At 63.0% G+C, this 22,627-nt stretch carries 14 protein-coding genes and 1 riboswitch; of the genes, 12 read left to right on the top strand and 2 right to left on the bottom strand.

The window, feature by feature from the left end; all coding sequences use genetic code 11:
* Positions 1-206 precede the first annotated feature (206 nt).
* From HT585_RS15410 to HT585_RS15360, 11 genes are all read left to right on the top strand, one after another.
* On the top strand, positions 207-1,277 hold the full coding sequence (locus HT585_RS15410) for an HlyD family secretion protein (RefSeq protein WP_176353757.1): 1,071 nt from the start codon (positions 207-209) through the stop codon (positions 1,275-1,277).
* A complete protein-coding gene (gene rbbA / locus HT585_RS15405; RefSeq protein WP_176353756.1) occupies positions 1,277-4,063 on the top strand; it encodes a ribosome-associated ATPase/putative transporter RbbA in 2,787 nt (928 codons plus the stop codon). The genes HT585_RS15410 and rbbA overlap by 1 nt, the downstream gene beginning before the upstream one ends.
* Before the next feature lie 2 nt (positions 4,064-4,065).
* Positions 4,066-5,178, top strand: a complete 1,113-nt coding sequence (locus HT585_RS15400) for an ABC transporter permease (protein ID WP_176353755.1) — start codon at positions 4,066-4,068, stop codon at positions 5,176-5,178.
* 66 nt (positions 5,179-5,244) lie between these two features.
* Positions 5,245-5,454, top strand: coding sequence for a hypothetical protein (locus HT585_RS15395; RefSeq protein WP_176353754.1), 210 nt, complete (start codon positions 5,245-5,247; stop codon positions 5,452-5,454).
* A 382-nt stretch (positions 5,455-5,836) separates the two neighbouring features.
* Positions 5,837-8,236, top strand: coding sequence for a phosphoketolase family protein (locus tag HT585_RS15390; protein WP_176353753.1), 2,400 nt, complete (start codon positions 5,837-5,839; stop codon positions 8,234-8,236).
* A 113-nt stretch (positions 8,237-8,349) separates the two neighbouring features.
* A riboswitch (cobalamin riboswitch) is annotated at positions 8,350-8,558 on the top strand.
* 176 nt (positions 8,559-8,734) lie between these two features.
* Positions 8,735-10,648 carry a TonB-dependent receptor plug domain-containing protein gene (locus HT585_RS15385; protein WP_176353752.1) on the top strand — a complete coding sequence of 638 codons (1,914 nt, stop codon included), beginning with the start codon at positions 8,735-8,737 and terminating at the stop codon, positions 10,646-10,648.
* A gap of 38 nt (positions 10,649-10,686) precedes the next feature.
* A complete protein-coding gene (locus tag HT585_RS15380) occupies positions 10,687-11,499 on the top strand; it encodes an ABC transporter substrate-binding protein (RefSeq protein WP_343213989.1) in 813 nt (270 codons plus the stop codon).
* A complete protein-coding gene (locus HT585_RS15375) occupies positions 11,499-12,500 on the top strand; it encodes a FecCD family ABC transporter permease (RefSeq protein ID WP_176353750.1) in 1,002 nt (333 codons plus the stop codon). Before HT585_RS15380 ends, HT585_RS15375 begins: the two co-directional genes overlap by 1 nt.
* The gene (locus tag HT585_RS15370) at positions 12,497-13,309 is read left to right on the top strand and encodes an ABC transporter ATP-binding protein (protein ID WP_176353749.1); all 813 of its coding nucleotides are present in this window, start codon (positions 12,497-12,499) and stop codon (positions 13,307-13,309) included. The genes HT585_RS15375 and HT585_RS15370 overlap by 4 nt, the downstream gene beginning before the upstream one ends.
* Positions 13,306-14,340: a DUF6925 family protein gene (locus HT585_RS15365; protein ID WP_176353748.1), complete on the top strand. Its 1,035-nt coding sequence runs from the start codon at positions 13,306-13,308 to the stop codon at positions 14,338-14,340. Before HT585_RS15370 ends, HT585_RS15365 begins: the two co-directional genes overlap by 4 nt.
* 82 nt (positions 14,341-14,422) lie before the next feature.
* Positions 14,423-15,130 carry a pentapeptide repeat-containing protein gene (locus tag HT585_RS15360; protein ID WP_210270425.1) on the top strand — a complete coding sequence of 236 codons (708 nt, stop codon included), beginning with the start codon at positions 14,423-14,425 and terminating at the stop codon, positions 15,128-15,130.
* 30 nt (positions 15,131-15,160) lie between these two features.
* Here HT585_RS15360 and HT585_RS31745 read toward each other — a convergent pair whose 3' ends face one another.
* Positions 15,161-15,415 carry a hypothetical protein gene (locus HT585_RS31745; protein WP_343214025.1) on the bottom strand — a complete coding sequence of 85 codons (255 nt, stop codon included), beginning with the start codon at positions 15,413-15,415 and terminating at the stop codon, positions 15,161-15,163.
* 602 nt (positions 15,416-16,017) lie between these two features.
* Here HT585_RS31745 and HT585_RS15355 point away from each other — a divergent pair.
* The gene (locus HT585_RS15355) at positions 16,018-21,675 is read left to right on the top strand and encodes an alkaline phosphatase D family protein (protein ID WP_176353747.1); all 5,658 of its coding nucleotides are present in this window, start codon (positions 16,018-16,020) and stop codon (positions 21,673-21,675) included.
* Between the two features lie 36 nt (positions 21,676-21,711).
* Here the strand turns inward: HT585_RS15355 and HT585_RS15350 are convergent, their stop codons facing one another.
* Positions 21,712-22,620, bottom strand: a complete 909-nt coding sequence (locus tag HT585_RS15350) for an SDR family oxidoreductase (RefSeq protein ID WP_176353746.1) — start codon at positions 22,618-22,620, stop codon at positions 21,712-21,714.
* Positions 22,621-22,627 lie beyond the last annotated feature (7 nt).

Below are 22,627 nucleotides of genomic sequence, written 5' to 3'. Positions count from 1 at the left end.
TTTTGATTTTTTTGCTCGTCTTTTGTCAAAATCTGTTCCGCCCGTCTCCCGAATTGACATGAGTCAATGCAGGGTCCCGATCCCTCGGGCTTCTCTTGGCGATCCGTTTACGCGCGGTGACGGTTTGCCACGCCGGCCTATTTCCGGTTGAGTTCGGGTCGTCGCGGGCTATTGTCGTGATGTGCATTGGAAGGTGAGACGCTGAAATGGAAAAAGCCCGGAAGAATTGGCTCGTGGTCGGCCTGATCGTTGTGGCCCTGGCCGGCGGCTACTACGCCTGGCAGAACCTCGATCGCAACGCGCTGCCCGCCGGGATTGCCAGCGGTAACGGACGCATCGAGGCCGTCGAAATCGATATCTCGACCAAAACGCCGGGCAGAATCAGAGAGATCATGGTGGACGAGGGGGACTTCGTCACCGCAGGGCAGGTGCTTGCCCAGATGGACACCGTGCAACTGGAAGCACATAAGCGCCAGGCCGAAGCGCAGCAGCAACGGGCCATCATCGGCGTCGAGGCGGCCAAGAATCTCGTGACCCAGCGCGAGGCGGAAAAGGCGGCAGCCGAGGCCGTGCTGGCACAACGCCGGGCACAACTGGACGCTGCCGAGCGGCGCCTCGCCCGCTCCGAACAACTGGTCAAGACGAGCACGGTTTCGCAGCAGGTGCTCGATGACGACCGGGCCACGGCCGAGGGTGCGAGAGCTGCAGCCAGCGCCGCCGAGGCCTCGCTTGCCGCCTCGGATGCCGCGATCAATTCGGCGAAATCCCAGGTTATCGATGCGCAAGCCTCGGTAGAGGCCGCCAAGGCATCGGTCGAAAGCATCGTCGCCGATATCAATGACAGCACGCTCGTCTCGCCTCGCGACGGCCGCATTCAGTATCGCGTCGTCCAGCCCGGCGAAGTGTTGGCCGCCGGCGGCCGGGTGCTCAACCTCGTCGATCTCGGCGATGTCTACATGACATTCTTCCTGCCGACGGATCAGGCCGGCCTGTTGTCGATCGGCAGCGAGGTCCGGCTGGTGCTGGACGCAGCACCTCAATACATCATTCCCGCCAAGGTCTCCTATGTCGCCGATGTCGCCCAGTTCACGCCGAAGACGGTCGAGACAGCCGAAGAGCGGCAGAAGCTGACGTTCCGCATCAAGGCGCAGATTCCGAAGGAACTGCTGAAGAAGTACATCCGCATGGTGAAGACGGGGCTTCCGGGCGTGGCCTACGTCAAGGTCGATCCGAATGCCGTGTGGCCCGCGAGCCAGACCGGCACGCTGGGGCAATGATGGCAGATCCCGACCGGACCGGCTTGCCACCGGGGGATCCCGTGGTTCGCCTGAACGCCGTGACGCTTTCCTACGGAAAGACCAAGGCCCTTGACGACGTAACGCTCGACATCCCCTCCGGCTGCATGGCCGGCCTGATCGGGCCGGACGGGGTGGGAAAATCGAGCCTGCTGTCTCTCGTTGCCGGCGCGCGCGCCGTGCAGGGCGGACGGGTCGAGGTGCTCGGCGGCGATATCGCCGATGCCGGCCACCGGCGCCGGACCTGCCCGCGCATTGCCTATATGCCGCAGGGCCTCGGCAAGAACCTTTATCCGACGCTCTCCGTGTTCGAGAATGTCGACTTTTTCGGCCGACTGTTCGGCCATGATCGCGAGGAGCGCGAACGGCGGATCGCCAGCCTGCTTCAAAGCACCGGCCTTGCTCCGTTCGCCGACCGTCCCGCGGGTAAGCTTTCCGGCGGTATGAAGCAGAAGCTCGGGCTCTGCTGCGCGCTGATCCACGATCCCGATCTCCTGATCCTCGACGAGCCGACAACCGGCGTCGATCCCTTGTCGCGCCGGCAGTTCTGGGAATTGATCGACGAGATCCGTACCGAGCGGCCAGGCATGAGCGTCGTCGTGGCCACCGCCTATATGGAAGAGGCTGCCCGCTTCGACTGGCTGGTGGCAATGGATGCCGGCCGGGTGCTGGCGACCGGCACGCCCGACGAACTGCTACAAAAGACCGGCGTCGACACGCTTGATGCTGCCTTCATCGCGCTTCTTCCCGAGGAACTGAGGCGCGAGCATCACGACGTCGTCATTCCGCCGCGCCCGGAAGGGGTGGGCGCCGTCATCGCCATCGAGGCCAACAATCTCACCATGCGCTTCGGCGATTTCGTCGCGGTCGACAATGTCAGTTTCCGCATTGGCCGGGGCGAGATCTTCGGCTTCCTCGGCTCCAACGGTTGCGGCAAGACAACCACGATGAAGATGCTGACGGGCCTGCTTGCCGCCAGCGAAGGCACGGCCAAACTCTTTGGGCGCGAGGTCGATCCGCGCGACATGGAAGTGCGCCACCGCGTCGGCTACATGTCGCAGGCCTTCTCGCTTTATACCGAGCTCACGGTCCTGCAGAACCTTAAACTGCACGCCAAGCTCTTCGGCATGGCGGCTGACACCATTCCTGGTCGTATCGAAGAGCTGGCAAGGCGCTTTGACCTCTCCGGCGTGATGGAGGCCCTGCCGGACGCCTTGCCGCTCGGGGTGCGCCAGCGGTTGTCGCTGGCCGTCGCCCTGATCCATTCGCCCGATATCCTGATCCTGGACGAGCCGACATCGGGCGTCGATCCCGTGGCGCGCGACAGTTTCTGGCAGATCCTTGTCGACCTCTCGCGCAACGAGCAGGTGACGATCTTCATCTCCACGCATTTCATGAACGAGGCCATGCGCTGCGATCGCATGTCATTGATGCATGCGGGCAAGGTGCTGGTCAGCGATACGCCCTTGGGCATCATGAAGAGCCGTTCGGCATCGACGCTGGAGGAAGCCTTCATTGCCTATCTCGAAGAGGCGATTGCCGGCGCGAAGCAGGCGGCGCCTGCAGTGGTCAGGACGCACGCTCCGTCGAAGCCGGCAATCGCGCCTGAGGTCGAAAGGAAGCCGTCGTCCACGTCAAGCTTTTTCGATATCGGCCGCATGTTCAGCTACACCCGGCGCGAGGCGCTGGAACTGGTTCGCGATCCCATCCGCGCGACGCTCGCCACCATCGGCACGGTCATCCTGATGTTCGTCATCGGCTATGGCATCAACATGGACGTCGAGGACCTGACCTTCGCGGTGCTCGACCATGACCAGACGACCACCAGCCGTGAATACATCCTCGAGATCGCCGGCTCGCGCTACTTCATCGAGAAGGATCCGATCACCGACTATGCCGATCTCGACCGGCGCATGCGCAACGGCGAGTTGAGCCTCGCGATCGAGATCCCGCCGGGTTTTGCCAGGCGCGCGGCGCGTGGCGACACGGTCGAAATTGCCGCCTGGATCGATGGCGCGATGGCCAGCCGCGCCGAAACGGTCAAGGGCTATGTGCAGGGATTGCACGCCCACTGGCTGACCGGCAAGATCCGCGAACGCTATGGCGATGCGGCAACGGCCGGCGCCTTCACGATCGAAACGCGCTTCCGCTACAATCCCGACGTCAAGAGCATCGTCGCCATGGTGCCGGCGGTGATCCCGCTATTGCTCATGTTGATCCCGGCGATGTTGTCGGCGCTCAGCGTCGTGCGTGAGAAGGAGCTGGGTTCGATCGTCAACCTTTACGTTTCGCCCGTGACGCGGCTGGAGTTCCTGGTCGGCAAGCAGATCCCCTATATCGCTTTGGCGATGCTCAATTTCGCGCTTTTGACTGCGTTCGCGATCTTCGTCTTCCGGGTGCCTTTTACCGGCAGTCTGCTCACCTGGACGGTCGCCGGACTGATCTATGTCTCGGCGGCAACGGCAATGGGGCTTGTCATCTCCACCTTCATGTCCAGCCAGATCGCCGCGATCTTCGGCACGGCGATCCTGACGCTCATACCGGCCATCCAGTATTCCGGCATGATCGATCCGGTCTCCTCGCTCGAAGGGGCAGGCGCCTTCATCGGCCAGATCTACCCGACGACGCATTTCATGACGATCGCCCGCGGCACCTTCTCCAAGGCGCTCGGTTTCGGCGATCTCGCGGGCGCTTTCGTGCCGATGCTGATCGGGGTGCCGGTGCTGTTGGCGATCGGTACCCTGTCCCTCAAGAAGCAGGCGAGGTGACGATGCGCCTGTCCCACATCTATCAACTCGGCATCAAGGAACTCTGGGGGCTCTGGCGCGATCCGATCCTGTTGATCCTCATCGTCTATTCCTTCACGCTGTCGGTCTATACCGGCTCGACGGCGATGCCGGAAACGCTCAACCGCGCCGCTGTCGCCATCGTCGACGAGGACCGTTCACCGGTGTCGACGCGGATCTCGACAGCCTTCTATCCGCCCTATTTCGTGCCACCACAGATGATCACGCCTGCGGAGATGGACCGGCGGATGGACCAGGGGCTCGACACGTTTGCGCTCGACATTCCTCCGAATTTCCAGACGGATCTTCTCGCCGGTCGGTCGCCGACGATCCAGCTCAATGTCGATGCGACGCGCATGAGCCAGGCCTTCTCCGGCAATGGCTACATCCAGCAGATCGTCACTGGAGAGGTCGCCGGCTTTCTCGATCGTCACCGAAGCGAGCAGAAACTTCCGGTCGATCTGGTCCTGCGCGCGCGGTTCAATGCCGAGCTCAACAAAGGCTGGTTCGGCGCGGTCATGAACGTCATCACCAACATCACCATCCTGTCGATCGTGCTCACGGGCGCGGCCCTGATCCGCGAGCGCGAGCATGGAACGGTGGAACACCTGCTGGTCATGCCGGTGACCCCGTTCGAGATCATGGTCAGCAAGGTCTGGTCCATGGGGCTGGTGGTGCTTTTGGCCTCGGCGGTGTCGCTCATCTTCGTCGTCAAGGGCGTGCTCGCCGTTCCCGTGCAGGGCTCGCTCGCGCTGTTTCTGCTGGCAACGGCCCTGCAACTCTTTGCCACCACCTCGATGGGCATCCTGCTTGCGACGATCGCCGGCTCCATGCCGCAGTTCGGCCTGCTGCTGATGCTCGTGCTTTTGCCGCTGCAGGCGCTCTCTGGTGGCATGACGCCGCGCGAAAGCATGCCCGAGATCATCCAGACCATCATGCTGGCGGCGCCGAACACCCACTTCGTCATTCTGGCGCAGGCGGTTCTGTTCCGCGATGCCGGACTGGACGTTGTCTGGCCGCAGCTTTTAGCCTTGCTGGTTATCGGCGCCATTCTCTTTGCCTTCGCCATGCGCCGCTTCCGGGCGTTCCTGAAATAGCCCATGCACCACGGCGGCGACCGTCGTGGTGCATGGCGCGACGCGTGATTGGACAGTGGGGCGGCCGTGACGACACCGGGACTGCTCGTCACCTTCAACGCCGGCCGTTCGACGGTGAAGGTCGGTCTGTTCGAAACCCGCGACGGCAAGCCAAGCCGCGTCGCCAGGGGCATGGTCGATTTCAGCCGACGGACGAGGAACAGATTATCGCCAGAAATGCGCTCGCCTTTCTTTTCCGCGATGCCGGACTGGACGTTGTCTGGCCGCAGCTTTTAGCCTTGCTGGTTATCGGCGCCATTCTCTTTGCCTTCGCCATGCGCCGCTTCCGGGCGTTCCTGAAATAGCCCATGCACCACGGCGGCGACCGTCGTGGTGCATGGCGCGACGCGTGATTGGACAGTGGGGCGGCCGTGACGACACCGGGACTGCTCGTCACCTTCAACGCCGGCCGTTCGACGGTGAAGGTCGGTCTGTTCGAAACCCGCGACGGCAAGCCAAGCCGCGTCGCCAGGGGCATGGTCGATTTCAGCCGACGGACGAGGAACAGATTATCGCCAGAAATGCGCTCGCCTTTCTTTCCAGCAATTGATCCAGCGCATGGCCGGCCCGACCGCGTGCACTAGTTTGAACGCCATTCGGCCGAAACGGGAGCAGACATATGGAAAAGACGAGTAAGAAGCCCGGCGCGCAGGCGCTTGCCGCCGGCGAACTCGCCCTCATAGACCGCTATTGGCGGGCCGCCAACTATCTCTCGGTCGGGCAGATCTACCTGCTCGATAATCCGCTTTTGCGCGAACCGCTGAAGGCCGAACATATCAAGCCTCGGCTGCTCGGCCACTGGGGTACGACCCCCGGCCTCAATTTCATCTATGCCCACCTCAACCGCATGATCCGCAAGTCCGATCTCGACATGATCTATGTTTGCGGACCGGGGCACGGCGGCCCCGGTATGGTCGCCAACACCTATCTGGAAGGCATCTACAGCGAGGTCTATCCCGATATTGCAGAGAATGAGGAGGGCATGCGAAAGCTGTTCCGACAGTTCTCCTTCCCCGGTGGCATTCCGAGCCATGTGGCGCCGGAAACGCCCGGTTCGATCCACGAGGGTGGCGAGCTCGGTTATGCCCTGGTACATGCCTATGGCGCCGCCTTCGACAATCCGGATCTTGTGGTCGCGTGCGTCGTCGGTGACGGCGAGGCAGAAACCGGCCCGATCGCCGCCAGCTGGCATTCCAACAAGTTCCTCAATCCGGCGCGCGACGGTGCGGTCCTGCCGATCCTTCATCTCAACGGCTACAAGATCGCCAATCCGACGATCATGGGGCGCGCCAGTGACGAGGATTTGCGGCAGCTGTTCTCCGGCTACGGCTACGAGCCGTTCTTCGTCGTCGGCCACGATCCGGCCGACATGCACCAGCAGATGGCGGCCACCTTCGATCAGGTTTTCGCGCGCATCCGCGCCATTCAGGATGCGGCCCGTCAGGGCCGCGCCGACCCCGACCGGTGCCCGCGCTGGCCGATGATCGTCCTTCGAAGCCCCAAGGGGTGGACGGGGCCGAAGGAAGTCGACGGCAAGAAGGTCGAGGGCTTCTGGCGCTCGCATCAGGTTCCGGTCTCCAATTGCCGCGGCGACGACGCGCATCGCAAGATCCTCGAAGACTGGATGCGCAGCTACGATCCCGAGGACCTTTTCGACCGGGACGGGCGATTGAAGGAGGAGTTGCGGGCTCTGGCGCCCGCGGGCAAGCGCCGGATGGGGGCAAACCCGCATGCCAATGGCGGTCTCCTGCGGCGAAAGCTTGCCGTGCCCGAGATCGCCAACCATGCGGTGGCGGTCGATCCCGCCGCCCGTGGCCAGTTGATGGTGCAATCGACCGAGATGCTCGGGCGGTATCTACGTGACGTGCTGACGCTCAACGCGGAAAACCGCAACTTCCGCATTTTCGGTCCCGACGAAACCGAATCGAACCGGCTCGGCAGCGTCTTTGAAGTTACCAACCGGGTCTGGATGGAGGAGATCGAGCCCTATGATGTGCACCTGTCGCGCGACGGACGGGTGATGGAGGTGCTGAGCGAACACCTGTGCCAAGGCTGGCTCGAGGGCTATCTGCTCACTGGCCGCCACGGCTTCTTTTCCTGCTACGAGGCCTTCATCCACATCGTCGACTCGATGTTCAACCAGCATGCAAAATGGCTGAAGGTGTCGCGCGAGCTTGAATGGCGAAAGCCGATCGCCTCCCTCAACTACCTCTTGACGTCGCATGTCTGGCGCCAGGACCACAACGGATTCAGTCATCAGGACCCGGGCTTCGTCGACCTCGTCGCCAACAAGAAGGCCGATGTGGTGCGCATCTATCTGCCGCCGGATGCCAACACGCTGCTCTGGACCGGCGACCATTGCCTGAAGACCTATAACCGCATCAATGTCATCGTGGCGGGCAAGCAGCCGGAGCCGCAATGGCTTACCATGGATGAGGCGGTCCGGCATTGCGAAGCCGGCATCGGTATCTGGGAGTGGGCCGGAAACGAAGAGGGCGCAGTGGCGCCAGACGTGGTGATGGCCTGCGCCGGTGATGTGCCGACCATGGAAACGCTGGCCGCCGTCGACATGCTTCGCCAAAAAATCCCGGCGCTCAAGGTCCGCGTCGTCAACGTTGTCGACCTGATGGCGCTGCAATCTGCCGAGCAGCATCCGCATGGTCTGTCGGACGATGCCTTCAATCGAATCTTCACGACGGACCGGCCGGTGATCTTCGCCTATCACGGTTATCCCTATCTGATTCATCGGTTGACCTACCGGCGCACCAACCACGGGAATTTCCACGTGCGCGGCTTCATCGAGGAGGGCACGACCACCACGCCCTTCGACATGACCGTACTCAATGAACTCGACCGTTTCCATCTTGCCTTGGAAGCGATCAGCCGGGTGCCGGGGCTGGCGGAAAAGGCGGCAGGCGTTGTTACCGAGCTGCGGAGCAAGCTTGAGGAACACCATCGTTATGTCCGGGAATTCGGCGAAGACATGCCGGAGATCCAGGGTTGGCGTTGGCCGGGCTGAGCCTTTCGAATGTCTTCTCCGGGAGCGGCGCGCTGAACCGCTTCCAATTCTGTTTGCGCACATTACCAGTGGAAAATGCGACCGGCGGTTGACCGGCGGCCGGCATCTGGTAGGTCTCATCATGCGAAACAGGTTCCGTCTGACGACGGATGAAAAGGGAACACGGTGAGGATTGCCCGCAAGGGGCCGAAACCGCGACTGCCCCCGCAACTGTAACCGCCGAGCGGAACCCCATGAAGCCACTGCGCGACATCTCGCGTGGGAAGGCGGGAGGAAGCGACGACGCGGAAGTCAGGAGACCTGCCTGTTTCGGTCACCCATGCCTGGACACGAGGGGTGTCGAGGCGCGGCCGTCCGTAGCGGTGACATTGGAGCAATGTTGCCGCGTGCCGCAGACGGCGCCGGGGTGGTCGCTTGTCGTCTTGCCTCTGCCACCCTCTGCCTGCGGTCGATCGCGCATGGGCCGGATCGTGCCCATCGCGCCGGAGTGGGTAAGATATGACGAAGCAATTGACTGGCGCAGCGGCGCTGGTTCTGATCCTCGTGGGCGGGGCACAGGCACAGGATCGAACCGCAAACGAACAACCGACCAAGCTTGAGAAGATCCTGGTCTCCGATGGCCTGACGCCGACGGAACAGCGCAAATCGGGACGCGCCTTCACGGTGATTACCGGAGATGAGATCGAGAAGAACCAGATCCGCTATGTCGCCGACGCCCTGCGCCTGGTGCCGGGTTTCTCCGTGTCGCGCACCGGCGCGTCCGGCGGTCTGACGCAGGTCCGGGTCCGTGGCGCCGAGGGCAACCAGGTGCTGGTCGTGATCGATGGCGTCGAGGCGAACGACGTTTCGCAAGGGGAGTTCGACTTCGGCGGCCTCGTTTCCGACGACATCGAGCGCATCGAAATCCTGCGCGGGCCGCAAAGCACCTTCTGGGGTGCCAATGCCATGGCCGGCGTCATCAACATCATCACCAGGAAGGGAAGCCGGGACAGCGCCAAGTCGAGCGCCCGCACCGAAGTTGGCAGCGACGGCACCTGGCTCGGCGGTGTCTCCACCCGAGGTGGCGGCGAGGGCTATGACTACGCGCTGTCCGGCGTCTTCCAGAGAACCGGCGGTTTCAACATTTCCGACACCGGGTCCGAGGACGACGGTGACCGCAACGGCACCGTTAACGGCAAGTTCAGCTTTGACCTCTCGCCCGATCTGCAACTGGACGCGACGTTGCGCGCCGTCAACCGCAAGACTGACCTCGACGCGCAGGACTACATGACTGCGCTGACCTACGACACGCTGGACTACACCCGGTCGCGCGAGCTTTCGGGTTCGCTCGGCCTCACCCATTCGGCGCTCGACGGCGATTTTACGCAAAAGGCGCGTGTTTCGAGCCTCGGCATGCATCGCGACAACATCAGCGGGTTCGGACGGTCCTGGAACGACGGCAACCGCTACAACGCCAGCTATCAGGCAAGTTACGGCTTCGATGGCGGCGACGGTATCCGCCACCAGATCACCAGTGGCTACGAATGGCAGCGCGAGACGTTTACGCCGTCGCACCTGCAACAGACCTTCAGCCGCAATGCGCACTCGCTCGTCGGCGAGTATCGCGGCGAGTTTGCCGACCAGTTCTTCGTCAATGCCGGCATCAGGCGCGATTTCAACGATCGCTTCGAGGATGCCACCACATGGAGCCTCAGCGGCTCCTGGGAAGTACCGGGCAGCGAAACCCGGCTGCACGCGTCCGTCGGTACCGGCGTGACCAACCCGACCTTTTACGAGCAGTTCGGCTATATCCCGGGAACTTTCATCGGCAACCCTTACCTGAAGCCGGAAGAAAGTCTCGGTTGGGACATCGGTGTCGAGCAGCGTTTCTTCGACGGCGGCCTGACCGTCGACGTGACCTATTTCGATCAGAATCTGGAGAATGAGATTGCTACGGTCTACGATCCCAGCTTCCGGTCGACGCCGGTCAATCGCTCGGGCGAAAGCCTGCGTCACGGGATCGAGGTGTCGGCGACCGTCGATTTCTTCAACGGGCTGACGACGACGGCGACCTATACCTACACCGCTTCGACCGAGCAGACGCTTGCCGGCGGACCCCGCCTGCAGGAAGTCCGCCGTCCGCGCCACGCGGCGTCGCTCGACGCGGCTTACGTCTTTTACGACGACCGTATCAGGGTCTTCGGTGAAGTCATCCTCAACGGCCGCATGCAGGATGTGGCCTATCGGCCAGGCCCGGAGCGGGTGCCGCTCGGTGCCTATACGCTGGTCAATGTCGGCGGCAGCTTCAAGGTCAACGACACTTTCGAGATCTTCGGCCGCGTCGACAACCTTTTCGATGAAGATTATGAGGAGATCTACGGCTACAACACGCAAGGTGTTGCCGCCTTTGCCGGCTTGAAGGCCTCGTTCTGATGACATCCGGTTGGTGCAGGCGATATCTGGTTGCGGGGGTGCTTTGGGCAGCCTTGCCCCATGGCGCGTCGGCGGACGGAACGCCGCGTCGCGTCGTCTCGATGAATGTCTGCACCGACCAGATGGCCATGCTGGTCGCCGGCAAGGGCCAGCTTTATTCGGTTTCCTATCTGGCCACCGACGGCTCGACCTCGGCGCTTGCCGCCGAGGCGACATCCTATGTCGTCAATCACGGGCTGGCCGAAGAGATCTTCCTGATGAAGCCGGACCTGGTGATTGCCGGCACCTATACGACGCGCACGACCGTTGACCTGTTGAAACGGCTCGGCTTTGCCGTCGAGGAACTTGCCCCTGAGGCCTCGATCGCCGAGGTTCGCGCCAACCTTCAGCGCATGGGCAAGCTTCTCGGCCGGCAGCAGCGCGCGGACGAACTGGTGGGGGCGATGGATGCCGAGATAGCGCGGTTGAATGAGATCAAGCTGCCGGAGCTCGATCTTGCGCTATATTATGCCAATGGCTTCACCTCCGGCAGCGGCACGCTGGTTGCCGATATCGTCGGCATCGCGGGGCTTGCCAATCTCGCAGGCAAGCTCGGCATCTCCGGCACCGGGCACTTGTCACTCGAAGCGTTGGTTCTCGCTCGGCCGGATCTGATCGCCATCGATTCCAGCAGCGAACGCGGTCCGGCGCTTGCCAAGCAGAATTTCGCCCACCCGGCCTTTCGCGCGGTCGCTCCGCCACAACGGACCGTCCAGCTCGATAGCCGCTACACCATCTGCGGCGGGCCATTCACGTTGATCGCCGCAAACATCCTGCAGCAGGCGGCCTTGAAACTCGATACGGGGAAATGATGACGGAAACCGCCCGCTACTGCCTGCTGATCGTCGTGCTTGCCATTGTCGTCGCAACCCTCTTCGTCCTTTCGCTGACGGTCGGACCTGCAGATGTCGGCCCCTGGCAGGGCCTTGCCGGTCTTTTCGCTGCAGACGATAGCCTGATCGGGTTGGTGATGCGGGAAATCCGCCTGCCGCGCGCGATCCTCGGGCTGATGATCGGCGCAACGCTTGGGCTCTCGGGTGCTGCACTCCAGGGCTATCTGCGCAATCCCCTGGCCGAACCCGGCCTGATCGGCGTCAGCGCCTCGGCATCGCTCGGCGCCGTGATCGCGATCTACACCGGACTGTCTGCCCTGATGCCGCTTGCGCTGCCGCTGATGGCGCTTGGCGGCGCACTCTGCGCGGTGCTCGTTGTCCGGCTGATGGCCGGGGCTGACGCCCGACCGCTCTCGGTGATCCTCGCTGGCGTCGCCGTTTCGACCTTTGCCGGGGCGATGACCTCGCTGGCGCTCAATCTCTCGCCCAATCCGTTCGCAGCACTTGAGATCATGTTCTGGATGCTGGGCTCGCTGGCGGACCGATCGATGACGCATGTCTGGCTCGCGGCGCCCTTCATGGTGTTCGGCTGGCTGATGCTGGCAAGTCTCGGTCGGGCGCTGGATGCCCTCACACTCGGCCACGAGACGGCGGCGAGCATGGGGGTCGACATGAAAAGGGTCCAGAGGCTTGCGGTCATCGGCACGGCCGCCTCGGTCGGTGCCGCAACCGCTGTTGCCGGAGCGATCGGTTTCGTCGGCCTCGTCGTTCCGCATCTGCTGCGCCCGCTCGTCGGCGCTCGGCCCTCCCGGTTGCTATTTGCCAGCGCGCTTGGCGGGGCGGCATTGCTGCTTGCCGCCGACATCCTCGTTCGGGTCGTTGCCCCCGGGCGCGATCTCAAGCTCGGTGTGCTGACGGCGGTCGTGGGCGCGCCGTTCTTTCTCGTCATCGTGATGCGTGCACGGAGGCAGATAGCATGAGCCGGCTTGCCGTTTCCAACCTCAGCGCCTCGCTTGGTGGCAACCCGGTGCTGAAGGACATCGCGATCAGTGTCAGCCCGGGTGAATTCGTCGGCCTTATCGGTCCGAACGGTGCCGGCAAATCGACGCTTCTGCGCGCCTGCCTTGGTCTCATCCCGTCAAGCGGCGAAATTCTCCTGGGCGGCACCGATCTGCGGCGCATGGCGCCGGCCGAGCTTGCGCTCCACATTGCCTATGTCGCGCAGGACCGGGATATCGCCTGGCCGATCACGGTCGAAGTGTTGGTCGATCTCGGCCGGCAGCCGCATCGTGGCGCATTTGCGCGGTCGGCGATCGCCGACCACGAAGCCGTCGAAGCGGCGCTCCAGCGCATGGACATCGGCAAGTTGCGATCGCGTCGGGCGACCGATCTTTCCGGCGGCGAAAAGGCGCGCGTGCTGATTGCAAGAGCCTTGGCGCAACAGGCTGACCTGCTTCTGGCCGACGAGCCGGTCGCGGGCCTCGATCCGGCGCATCAGATCGCGCTGATGCAGGTGTTCCGTGACCTGACACGGCAGGGTACTTCGGTCGTCGCCTCGATGCACGATCTCGGCCTGGCGGCGCGTTGGTGCGATCGGCTGGTGCTTCTCGAAAGCGGCCGCATCGTCGCCGACGGCGCGCCTGCAGAGCTGCTGACCGCAGACCTGCTGCGGCGCGTCTATGGCATCGAAGCCTATGTGGCGGATGTGGCGGGAGGACTGATCGTGCAGCCGACGCGCCTTGCGCAGACCGGTATCGAACAAGGGATTTCAAGGGACAGCACCGCATGACCGAGTTGGCCGACATGCTCAGTACGCATCTGAAAGACCCGGAAGCCGGGTGGAGCATGGGGACGTTTGGCGCCATCGCCGAGTTCCACCAGGATGCCGGCGAAGCGCTCGTTGTCGATGCGCCGGCTGTATTATGCCGGGCGACGGAGCGTGGCGGCGTGTGGATCGACCCTGCCCGTTTGACCGAGATCGTGCCGGTCGCCTACGAAGCGCTGAGCCCGAGAGCGCACCGCTGGAGCCATGCGGTCGCCCTGTGTCTGCCCGAAGGCGATGCGCGGCGGAAGGCGCGTGCGCACCTGACTGACCTTGGGCCTGACGAAGCGGCTATTCGCTCCGGCGATCGCGGCGCCATCCTCTTCGACATGGGGCTTTCGCTGCCGCAATGCGACTTCTGCATTCGCACCGAGGACGTCGAGCTGCTTGAGGTTTTGAGGCGGTGTGTCGGACGCTCGCTGTTCGAGCCCGACAATCCGGCAATGCCGGCCATCTTGAAGGCCCATCCCCATCGCGTTGCCGTCACCGCCATCGGCCGCGTCGAGGTTTTCCAGAAGATCGGCGGACCGGACACAGGAGGTGTGTCTCCATCCGGCCCGCACACGCACGTACTGCCGCAAGTCTTGCGCAGCGGCCGCACCCATTCCGCCAACACACCGATCCCCGCGGGCCTGATGCCGCTCGGCAGCCTGCATCCCGGCAATCCTGTCGTCGGCCCGATGGGCGAGGAGAGGGCTTTCGATGCGCATCTGCATGAGCGGTTCCAGGCACTGCTGCAGCGCTTCGGCAATGCCTCGACCGTGGCGATCAAGACCGATCTGCTCGCCGCACTAGCTTGCGACGCCCGGCTGCAGGATTTTGCCGGCCCGAATGACCGGTTTGCCCGCGCGACGGTGCGGGTGGCGCTGAGGCAACAGGAGCACCTCGCTCGTCTGAGTGGTGATGACAAACATCTTGCAAAGGTTCTCGCCTGGAGAGCGGTGCATGATCGCGCCGTTGATGCTGCGGACACCGACGACGAAGCGCCTGGGCACTGAAGGCAGGGCATTGAGGGCGGCGTGACTGGTGCGCAAAGCCCAAAGCGTGCCGGGCGAGCCTGCATGATGCATGGGAGCGGAAATGACCTTCCGAAACCTTGCGCGGCGCGCGCTTTCACGCCAGACACGTGATCCAGGCAGTGAGCGAATTGACGAAGGGCAGGCGAGGATGGCCGAACGCAAGCACGCAGAAGCAGCCGCCGCCACGGACGTGACCATCGCCGGCGCCGACTGGTACGGGCTCGATATCTCCGACCGCAATTACAGTCGTACGCTGTTTTCGGATCTGGATATGACCGAGGCCACCAGTGCCGGTGCCGTCTTCAAGGAGTGCACCTTCCGTCGCGCCAAGTTCAATTGCTCGCGCCATGAAGGCAGCGCCTTCATCAACTGTACCTTCGTCGGCTGCAATTTTTACGACGTCGATTTCAACGACTGCAAATTCGTCGGCAGCATGTTCGACAGCTGCAAATTCGACGCGACAAGGGTCAAGGGTGGGAACTGGTCCTTCGTCGGGTTATCGGGTGCGGACCTTCGCAGCGCCGTCTTCATCGACGCTGTCCTGCGCGAGGCCGACCTGACCGGCGCGCGTTGCGAGAGCGGCACGATGACCGGGCTCGACCTATCGGGCGCATGGCTTCAGAACGCCAATTTCAGCGGGTGTGACCTGCGCGGCAGCGATTTGAGTTCGATCGAGCCTGAAACGGTGACGTTGAAGCGCGCGGTCATTACAATCGAGCAGTCGGTGATGATCTGCGAGGCCATGGGCCTTGTGGTCCGGGCTTCCTAAATCGTCGAGCTGCAGGCAGCAGGAGCCTGCTCAGTTGCGCGGCTCTCCGCTCGGCGCGTAGACCGTCCTCTGCTTGAACGCGAAGATATTGCCGCAGCGGCACCGTATCATGTGTTTCGCGGGATCGCTCGACGGGCGCTCTGTCGAAAAGCCCACTGGCATCTGGTCGATGAGAAAGCCACGGGTCCTGCTCTTCGGATCGTCGTTCTCCGAGGCCTCTGCAAAGCCGGACGCACCGCATTTGGCACATTCCAGTTTTCTCGAATAACGATCTCTCGACACGATTGTCCCAATCCAAAATCAATGAGGACCCGCACTACAGGAGGCGAGGGGCTGGTTCAAGACCGTCCATCGAAACGGCGCTGGATCGCGGCGCTCTGGAGGTGGCCTTTTGCCGGTCAGTCGTTGTCCCGCCGAGAACAACGCCGCGGCTCGAAACGTGACGGCCGATGGGTCGTTGCCATCGGCGGCATGCATCCGGCCGAGAAGAGTACTACTTCTGGATTAGTGGCTCCCCTCTGACGTATTTGCGGACTTTCGCATATAATTCGCGCGGCGCTAAGAGGGGTCTCTCGGCTTCAGTGAAAATCAGGGTACGGGTCGGAAAGCCCGACGCTATGCTTTGCGCTTGAGCGCAACCTAAAGTTAATCTCGCATCTGTTGCCCTCGAGCCTGGAGACGGTGCGAGCATATCTTGCAGGCATGGAACGACCTGAGGGAAGGCGACCGCGATTGATGGCGGCGGCAAATCTGATGGAGAACACTGTGCAGACAGGCGACATCGGTAACGGCACATCGCAAGTTGTCAAACGAAATGGGTCGTCCGTCGATGATGCGAGGCGCTGTACCACCCTCGCGCATCGCGATGGTTCGGTGCGGGGGCTGGCATGAGCGACCTCGACACGGAATCCAAAACGGCCTGGATCTCGCAGGGTTTCGAGCGACTGGTCGATCGCGTCCGCAAAGCCCCAGCCTCCGTGCATTTCGATGTCCTGATCATCGGCAGCGGTTACGGCGGCGCCATTGCCGCTTCGACTTTTGCCGGGCGTACGCATGAGGGCAGGCCGATCTCGGTCGGCGTTCTGGAGCGCGGCCGCGAATATTTGCCGGGCTCCTTTCCGACAGGGCTCGGCGAATTGCCGCGCCATATTCGTGGTGACAACAACAAGGAGGGCCTGATCGATATCAGGAGAGGTGCTGAGGTCGTTGCGGTCGTCGCCAACGGGATCGGCGGGGGATCGCTGATCAATGCCGGGGTCATGGAAACGCCGCTGCCGAGCGTATTTCACAAGGGCTGGCCGGCCGCCCTCAACGATCTCTCGGTCTGGAAATCCTATTTCGATCGCGCCCGCGATCTGCTCGGCAGTACCATCATGGGCGCTCCAAACACAATTGCCAACCATGTCGATGGCGTGCCGCAAAAGTTTAGGTCGATGCGCGCCATCGCGCCGGACGGCACTTTCAGACCGGCTTCGATCACGGTCGCGATGAGCGACACCACCAACTCCGGCAATGTCCGCCTGAACAAGTGCCTGCGCTGTGGTGATTGCGCGACCGGCTGCAATGGCGGCGCAAAGAACTCCCTCGACGTCAATCTGCTGGTGAGCGCCAACGAGTACGGCGCCGAAATTTTCAGCGGCGCAACGGTCCTCAGCCTGGCCAGGGATGGAGATGCCGGGTGGCTCGTCAGGGGCGTCCACACCAATGCGAAGCTCCGCAAGCGCGACGCCGACCCGGTGGCGATAAGAGCCCGCAAGGTCGTGCTCGCCGCCGGTACACTCGGATCGAGCGAAATCCTCATGCGCTCTCGCGGCGCAGGCTTGCAGCTGGCGGACAGGAACCTCGGCCGGGGATGCTCGACCAATGGCGACATGCTGGTTGCCGACTATGCGACCGCAGCCGATGTCAACACCGTCGCCAACGAAACGATCAAACCGTCGGCCAGGGCCATCGGGCCGACGACGACCGGGGTGATCGACCTTCGTGCCTCGAAGGGGGTGATGATCGAGGAGATGTCGGTGCCGGCCGCTCTGCGCATTGCCTTCGCCGAGGTTTTTGCCACCCTCAATACGCTGCACGGCCTTGCCAGGCATGATGGCACGCGGCACCGGCCGGGGTTTCCGAATGACGATCCCTACGCAGTGCCGGCCGCGCGCATCGGTCGTTCGGCACTTTACGCCGTTATGGCCTATGACGGCGCAGCGGGCCGGATCGAGCTTGACGGCGACCCAAATGCGGTCGATCGGGATGGCATTGCGCGGATCCGCTGGGACAAGCTGCAAAGCCTGCCCATTTTCGACAGGCAGGTCGAGGCGCTCGCCGCGCTGACGAAAGACACCGGCGGCCGGCTCATTCCCAATCCGGTCTGGAAGCTGTTGCCGGCCGACCTGACCTGGTTGCTGAAAGATCAGCGTGGCCCGCTGGCGACTTTCCATCCGCTTGGCGGCTGTGCGATGGCCGACACCGGCGCAGACGGTGTGGTCGATCACCTTGGCCGCGTCTTCACATCGGCGGATTCCGACGCGGTGCATGACGATCTCGTCGTGCTCGACGGGTCGATCGTTCCGACCGCCCTTGCGACAAACCCGGCCCTGACGATTGCCGCGATTGCGCTGCGCGCGGCGGAAGCGCTGGCCGAGGAATGGAATTATGTCGCGGCCGAAGTCCGTTCCATCGGCGCCCCGCTGGTGCGGCCCGTCTTTCGCAACACCGACGCCGCCGCGCGGGCGCAGTCGAGCGAGGTGGAAATCATAGAAAGGCTTGTCGGCCCCATCAGCTTGACGCCGGTGGGCGGGGTCGAGGAAACCCGGATCGTCGAGCTGACCATGCGCTTTACGCCTACTTCGCTTTTGCAGTTGACGCAGGGCAATGGCGGTCACCCGATCATTCGTGTCGCAACCGAAGTGCCGGATCGCGCTACCCGAAGCCAGATCCGGATTTTTCCTCGGGACGTCTGGGAAACGCTGGAGACGACCTGGCTGCCCTTGCATGTGAAGGAGCGAAGGCTCGATGCCGCCGCCGAATTCAGCGCACCGATCTTCGGCAGCATGCGGATCCTCGAGCGACAGCAGAGCTCGATGCCTGGACGCGTGTGGCGCGCGGGCAGGGCCTGGTTGCTGAACCGGGGGCTTCGGGACGGCTACCAGGCACTTGCCGATGGAGATGACGGGCCCGGCCTCTGGTCGCGGCTCAAATCGGCTTTTGCGATCGCCAGCCACGCCGGCGAAATCAGAACCCTCGGCTATGATCTGACAATTGGACCGCAGGACGTCGGCGGCAAGATCGCGCTCGCGGGCAACCGTATCGTCGGCGTCAAGACCTTTACCTATGAGCGGCGCTGCAATCCCTGGCGCCAGCTTATGGAGATGACGCTCGACACGTTTCCGGGCTTGAGCCCCGGCAGCGGCGAGCGCGTGCTGAAACTCGACGTCGGCTATCTCGCGCGGATCGGCGTGCCGTTGTTCCGGGTCGTCAGTCAACGCGACGGCGTCAACACCATCGGTGAACTGCTGACGTTCCTCGGCTTCGCTACGCGGCTTCTGCTTGGTCTGCATCTCTGGAGCTTTCGTGCTCCCGATCGGGACAAGCGGCCGCGACAGGCGACCGTCAACCGCCTGCCGCCGACGACGCTGAAGCTCCCGGGCGGCGCGTCGATTACCGCTGAGCTGCATCGCATCGCGCTTGCGCCGGAACGGCCGGATGGCGGAGGCAGCGATGTGTCCGGCGAGGTGCGGCTGACGCGATACCGGCATCCCAACAGCAAGAAGCGCCCGCTCATCATGTTCCACGGCTATGGCGCCAGCGGCACGACCTTTGCGCATCACGCAGTCAATCCCAATTTCGCCAGCCATTTCTGGTGTACCGGTCGTGACATATGGATCGCCGATCTGAGAACCAGCGCCGGCCAACCGACGGCGACAGAGGCGTGGAGCTTCGACCAGATCGGCAATGTAGACGTACCTGCAGCACTGAAGGCCGTGGCGGCAACGTCGCCGGACGGGACGGTCGACGTTATCGCCCATTGCATGGGAGCCGTCGTCTTCAGCATTGCCGTTTTGAACGGCCATGCGACCGGGCTCGTCAACCGCGCCGCCTTCACGCAGGTCGGGCCGCTGGTGGTTTTTGCGCCGGCCAACATCTTTCGTGGCTATGTGGTGCGCTACCTCATCGATTTCCTGCCGGACACCTACAGTTTCGACCCGAGGGAGCCGACCCTTGTAGACGATCTGCTCGATCGTTTGCTTTCGTCGCTGCCTTATCCGGTCGAGGAGTTCGACGTCGAGAACCCGCTGTGGCCAGCGAAGCGCACACCCTGGACGCGCACACGGCATCGTATGGACGCGCTCTGCGGTCGCCATTTCGATGTGCGCAACATGGAGCCTGAAACGCTGCGCTATATCGACGAACATTTCGGTCCGTCGAGCCTGTCGACGGTGTCGTCTCGCCTGCATTTCGTGCGTTCCTCGACGATGACGGATTTTCGTGGGCGCAACGGTCTGGTCTCGCGCCAGACCCTGTCAAAGCACTGGTCGTTTCCGACCTTCAGCGTGCATGGGGGAGAAAACGGGCTGTCACATGTCTCGACCGTCGATCGCATGCGGGAGATTTTTGGCGACGCCGGCCGGCTCTATATGCCTCCCTTTGTCATTCCGGGTGCGGGCCATCAGGATGCGCTGGTCGGAACCACCCGGCACGCGACCTTGCAACGGATCCAGCAGTTTCTCGACGCAGACATACCGGCGGGCGCCGTCAAGGCCGACAGTGAAAAAGTGGTCTATCCGCCCTGGATCGGTCCGATCATTACCGAAGAGCGCCCGAAGACCCCGGCGCTGGTCATCCGCCTCGGTTCTGCGCCCTCGCACCGGGTGACCGAAGCCGCATTGCTCCTGCGGATCCGGGTGGTCGGTGATCGTATCTGTCGGCCGGATGATCCGACACAGCCTTGGGACACGGGCTATCTCCTGGAACATCTGGTGGCCTATGCCTCGAAGGCGCTTGAGGACGATGGGTGGGATGCGTTCGAAGTTCCTTTGCCGGCCCGCATGCCCGGCCATGGAACTGCCGATCGGGGCGATGCCCTTCTGGTTCTGCTGGCCTATGACGAGGATGCGGCCTTGGCCGCACCGGAGCTCGAGCACGAAGAGCCGCCGTCACCGCTCGAACGCGTCGTGCCTGGTCCTGCCGCCCTGGGGCCGGCCTATGGTTACTTCATTGCCGATACAGGGCAAAGACGGATGCGGCGGTTCGATCCGACTGGTGCCAGCAATGCCGCGAGCGCGCAGGCGGTCGCGTTCGCCTACAGTCGTTTTGAGAAAATGGCCGCGGCCGTGGAGCGCGCGCTCGCCTTGCCATCGCCGAGCGCGGGGCGCCAGGGCTTCATTCAGTCGGCGCGCTCGCCCGTTGTTGAACAGGATTTCGACCTGAGGGACGGCATCGTCCCCTATGTTCCACCGGCATTTCCGCCCCTGGAACCGACGCCGAACGGAACCAATTTCACGCTCTCCTCCTGCCAGTATCCGGTCGGTTTTCTCGATGAGGCGGTCGCCTACCGAGGTTATGGTCGTATTGCCGAACGGCTGGAAGCCCGTTCCGGCATCAAGCCGCGCTTTGCGCTTTTCGTCGGTGGCCAGATCCATGTCGATCCGACGGCAGGGCTCTATGATCCGACCACACGGGATGATCGTTACCGTCTGCCCTATGAAGCCTGGCTGACCCAGGGCAGCGTGCGCGACGTCTTGCGACAGATCCCGTCCTTCATGCTGCTCGACGACCAGGAGATCGACGACCATTGGGAGCCGGTCTCCGATCCGGATGACGATGACAATGCCGGCACTGCGATGCGCGGCATCGAAGCCTACCGGAGGTATCAACGCGGCAAACATTCCAAGCTCGATATGTTCGATTTCGACGGATTCCATTTCTTCATGCTCGACACGCGTACCCAGCGAACCCACCGAAAAGTGGGTGATGGTCTGAAGGTGGCCGCGATGTTCGCGCCGGCGATGATGGACAGCTTGAAGCAATGGCTGTTGCTGGCCCCCGGACCGAAGTTCGTCGTGTCTCCTGCGATGTTGCTGCCGCGGCATCGGCGCGCTACCCAGCGCGATCGAAGCCTTTCTTGGACGAACTTGTCCGCGTTGCATTCCGACGGATGGGACGGCTATCCCAACACGCTTGGCGAGGTGCTTGGTTATATCGCCGAGAACCGGATCGAGCATGTTGTGTTTCTCTCGGGAAACGAACGCCGGGCTTGCGTCGCGACGGTTGATCTTTTGGACGAGGATGGTTCCGTCACCCGTGTTCACTCGATCCATACGGCGGCGATGTTCGCGCCCTATCCGTTCGCCAATGGCCTCGACGAGGAAATCGTCGAAAGCGAAACGATCGAAGTCCGGTCGGGCGGCAGGACCTATCGCTGCGCCGTCAATGCAACGCGCCCCGCACCCGGGGACGGGGCGATGTTCCTGCGTGTCCGCCGGGGCGAAACCGGGTGGGAACTCGATTGCGAGTTCGGCGATGGCGCGGTGCAGACGTTGGCGATCTGATCGATTTGACCGCGGCTTGCCCGCGGGCGGGCCGTTTCAGCGATATCCTTCAGCATCAGCGGGTTTGTCCAATTCCATCACCTCGCGCATGTAGCGCCAGCAATCGGGGCGCGAGCCGTCGAGATCGGTGAAGCCGTATGCCTGGGCGAGGCTGCCGCTCGACAGCGATTGTCCGTTCCATCGGGCTCTCTGTGGGTCAGCGGCAAGTGCGGCTATGGCGCGGCCGACGAAGCGCGGACTTTCGGAAATGACGAAATGCGGCTGGAGCTTCGTTGCTTCCCGCCAGGTTTCTTCCGTTACCTGGAAATGCTCCAACATCATCTCCGATCGCATCCAGCCGGGCGTAATCGATATGGCCGTGGCGCCGTGCGGCGCCAAATCCTTCGCATGTGCCCAGGCCATGCGATTGGCCGCGACCTTGGCGAGATCGTAGAACGGCGAGAGCCGGTAGTGCTCGGCATTGTATTCGGCTGTCCCGTCCGTGACCTCGACCAGCAGCCCGCCGTTATGCTCTATCATCAGCGGCAGGGCGTGATGGGCGGTGATCAGATGCGTGTCGATTGCCAGGCGAAGCAGCTTCAAACCGTTGTCGAGGTCATGATCCCATACCGGCTTGTTCCATTCGAAAAGGTTTTCGCCGCCCCAGATATCGTTGACGAGAATATCGAGCCGGCCCTGTTCCCGGCGGATGCGGTCGATGAGTGCCTTCACCTCTCGAGATTGCAGGTGGTCGACCTGCACGGCAATACCTTCGCCGCCAAGCGCGCTGACGAGTTCCGCCGTCTCCTCGATCGTTTCGGGACGCTTGTAGTCCGATTGCTGGCTTCTCGTGGTGCGACCGGTGACATAGACCCTCGCGCCCGCCGCTCCGAGTTCGGCGGCGATGCCGCGTCCGCCGCCGCGGGTGGCACCTGCAACCAGCGCAATTTTGCCCCTAAGCGTCATATTCTTC

The sequence above is a fragment of the Ensifer oleiphilus genome, assembly GCF_013371465.1.
GTDB classification, from domain to species: Bacteria; Pseudomonadota; Alphaproteobacteria; order Rhizobiales; family Rhizobiaceae; genus Ensifer; species Ensifer oleiphilus.
This window is presented reverse-complemented; position numbering and strand designations above follow the sequence as displayed.

Coding starts and splice junctions, on each gene's coding strand:
- HT585_RS15410 (WP_176353757.1), top strand. CDS start 207: ATGGAAAAAGCCCGGAAGAATTGGCTCGTGGTCGGCCTGATCGTTGTG.
- rbbA (WP_176353756.1), top strand. CDS start 1,277: ATGGCAGATCCCGACCGGACCGGCTTGCCACCGGGGGATCCCGTGGTT.
- HT585_RS15400 (WP_176353755.1), top strand. CDS start 4,066: ATGCGCCTGTCCCACATCTATCAACTCGGCATCAAGGAACTCTGGGGG.
- HT585_RS15390 (WP_176353753.1), top strand. CDS start 5,837: ATGGAAAAGACGAGTAAGAAGCCCGGCGCGCAGGCGCTTGCCGCCGGC.
- HT585_RS15385 (WP_176353752.1), top strand. CDS start 8,735: ATGACGAAGCAATTGACTGGCGCAGCGGCGCTGGTTCTGATCCTCGTG.
- HT585_RS15375 (WP_176353750.1), top strand. CDS start 11,499: ATGACGGAAACCGCCCGCTACTGCCTGCTGATCGTCGTGCTTGCCATT.
- HT585_RS15370 (WP_176353749.1), top strand. CDS start 12,497: ATGAGCCGGCTTGCCGTTTCCAACCTCAGCGCCTCGCTTGGTGGCAAC.
- HT585_RS15365 (WP_176353748.1), top strand. CDS start 13,306: ATGACCGAGTTGGCCGACATGCTCAGTACGCATCTGAAAGACCCGGAA.
- HT585_RS15360 (WP_210270425.1), top strand. CDS start 14,423: ATGACCTTCCGAAACCTTGCGCGGCGCGCGCTTTCACGCCAGACACGT.
- HT585_RS15355 (WP_176353747.1), top strand. CDS start 16,018: ATGAGCGACCTCGACACGGAATCCAAAACGGCCTGGATCTCGCAGGGT.
- HT585_RS15350 (WP_176353746.1), bottom strand. CDS start 22,620: ATGACGCTTAGGGGCAAAATTGCGCTGGTTGCAGGTGCCACCCGCGGC.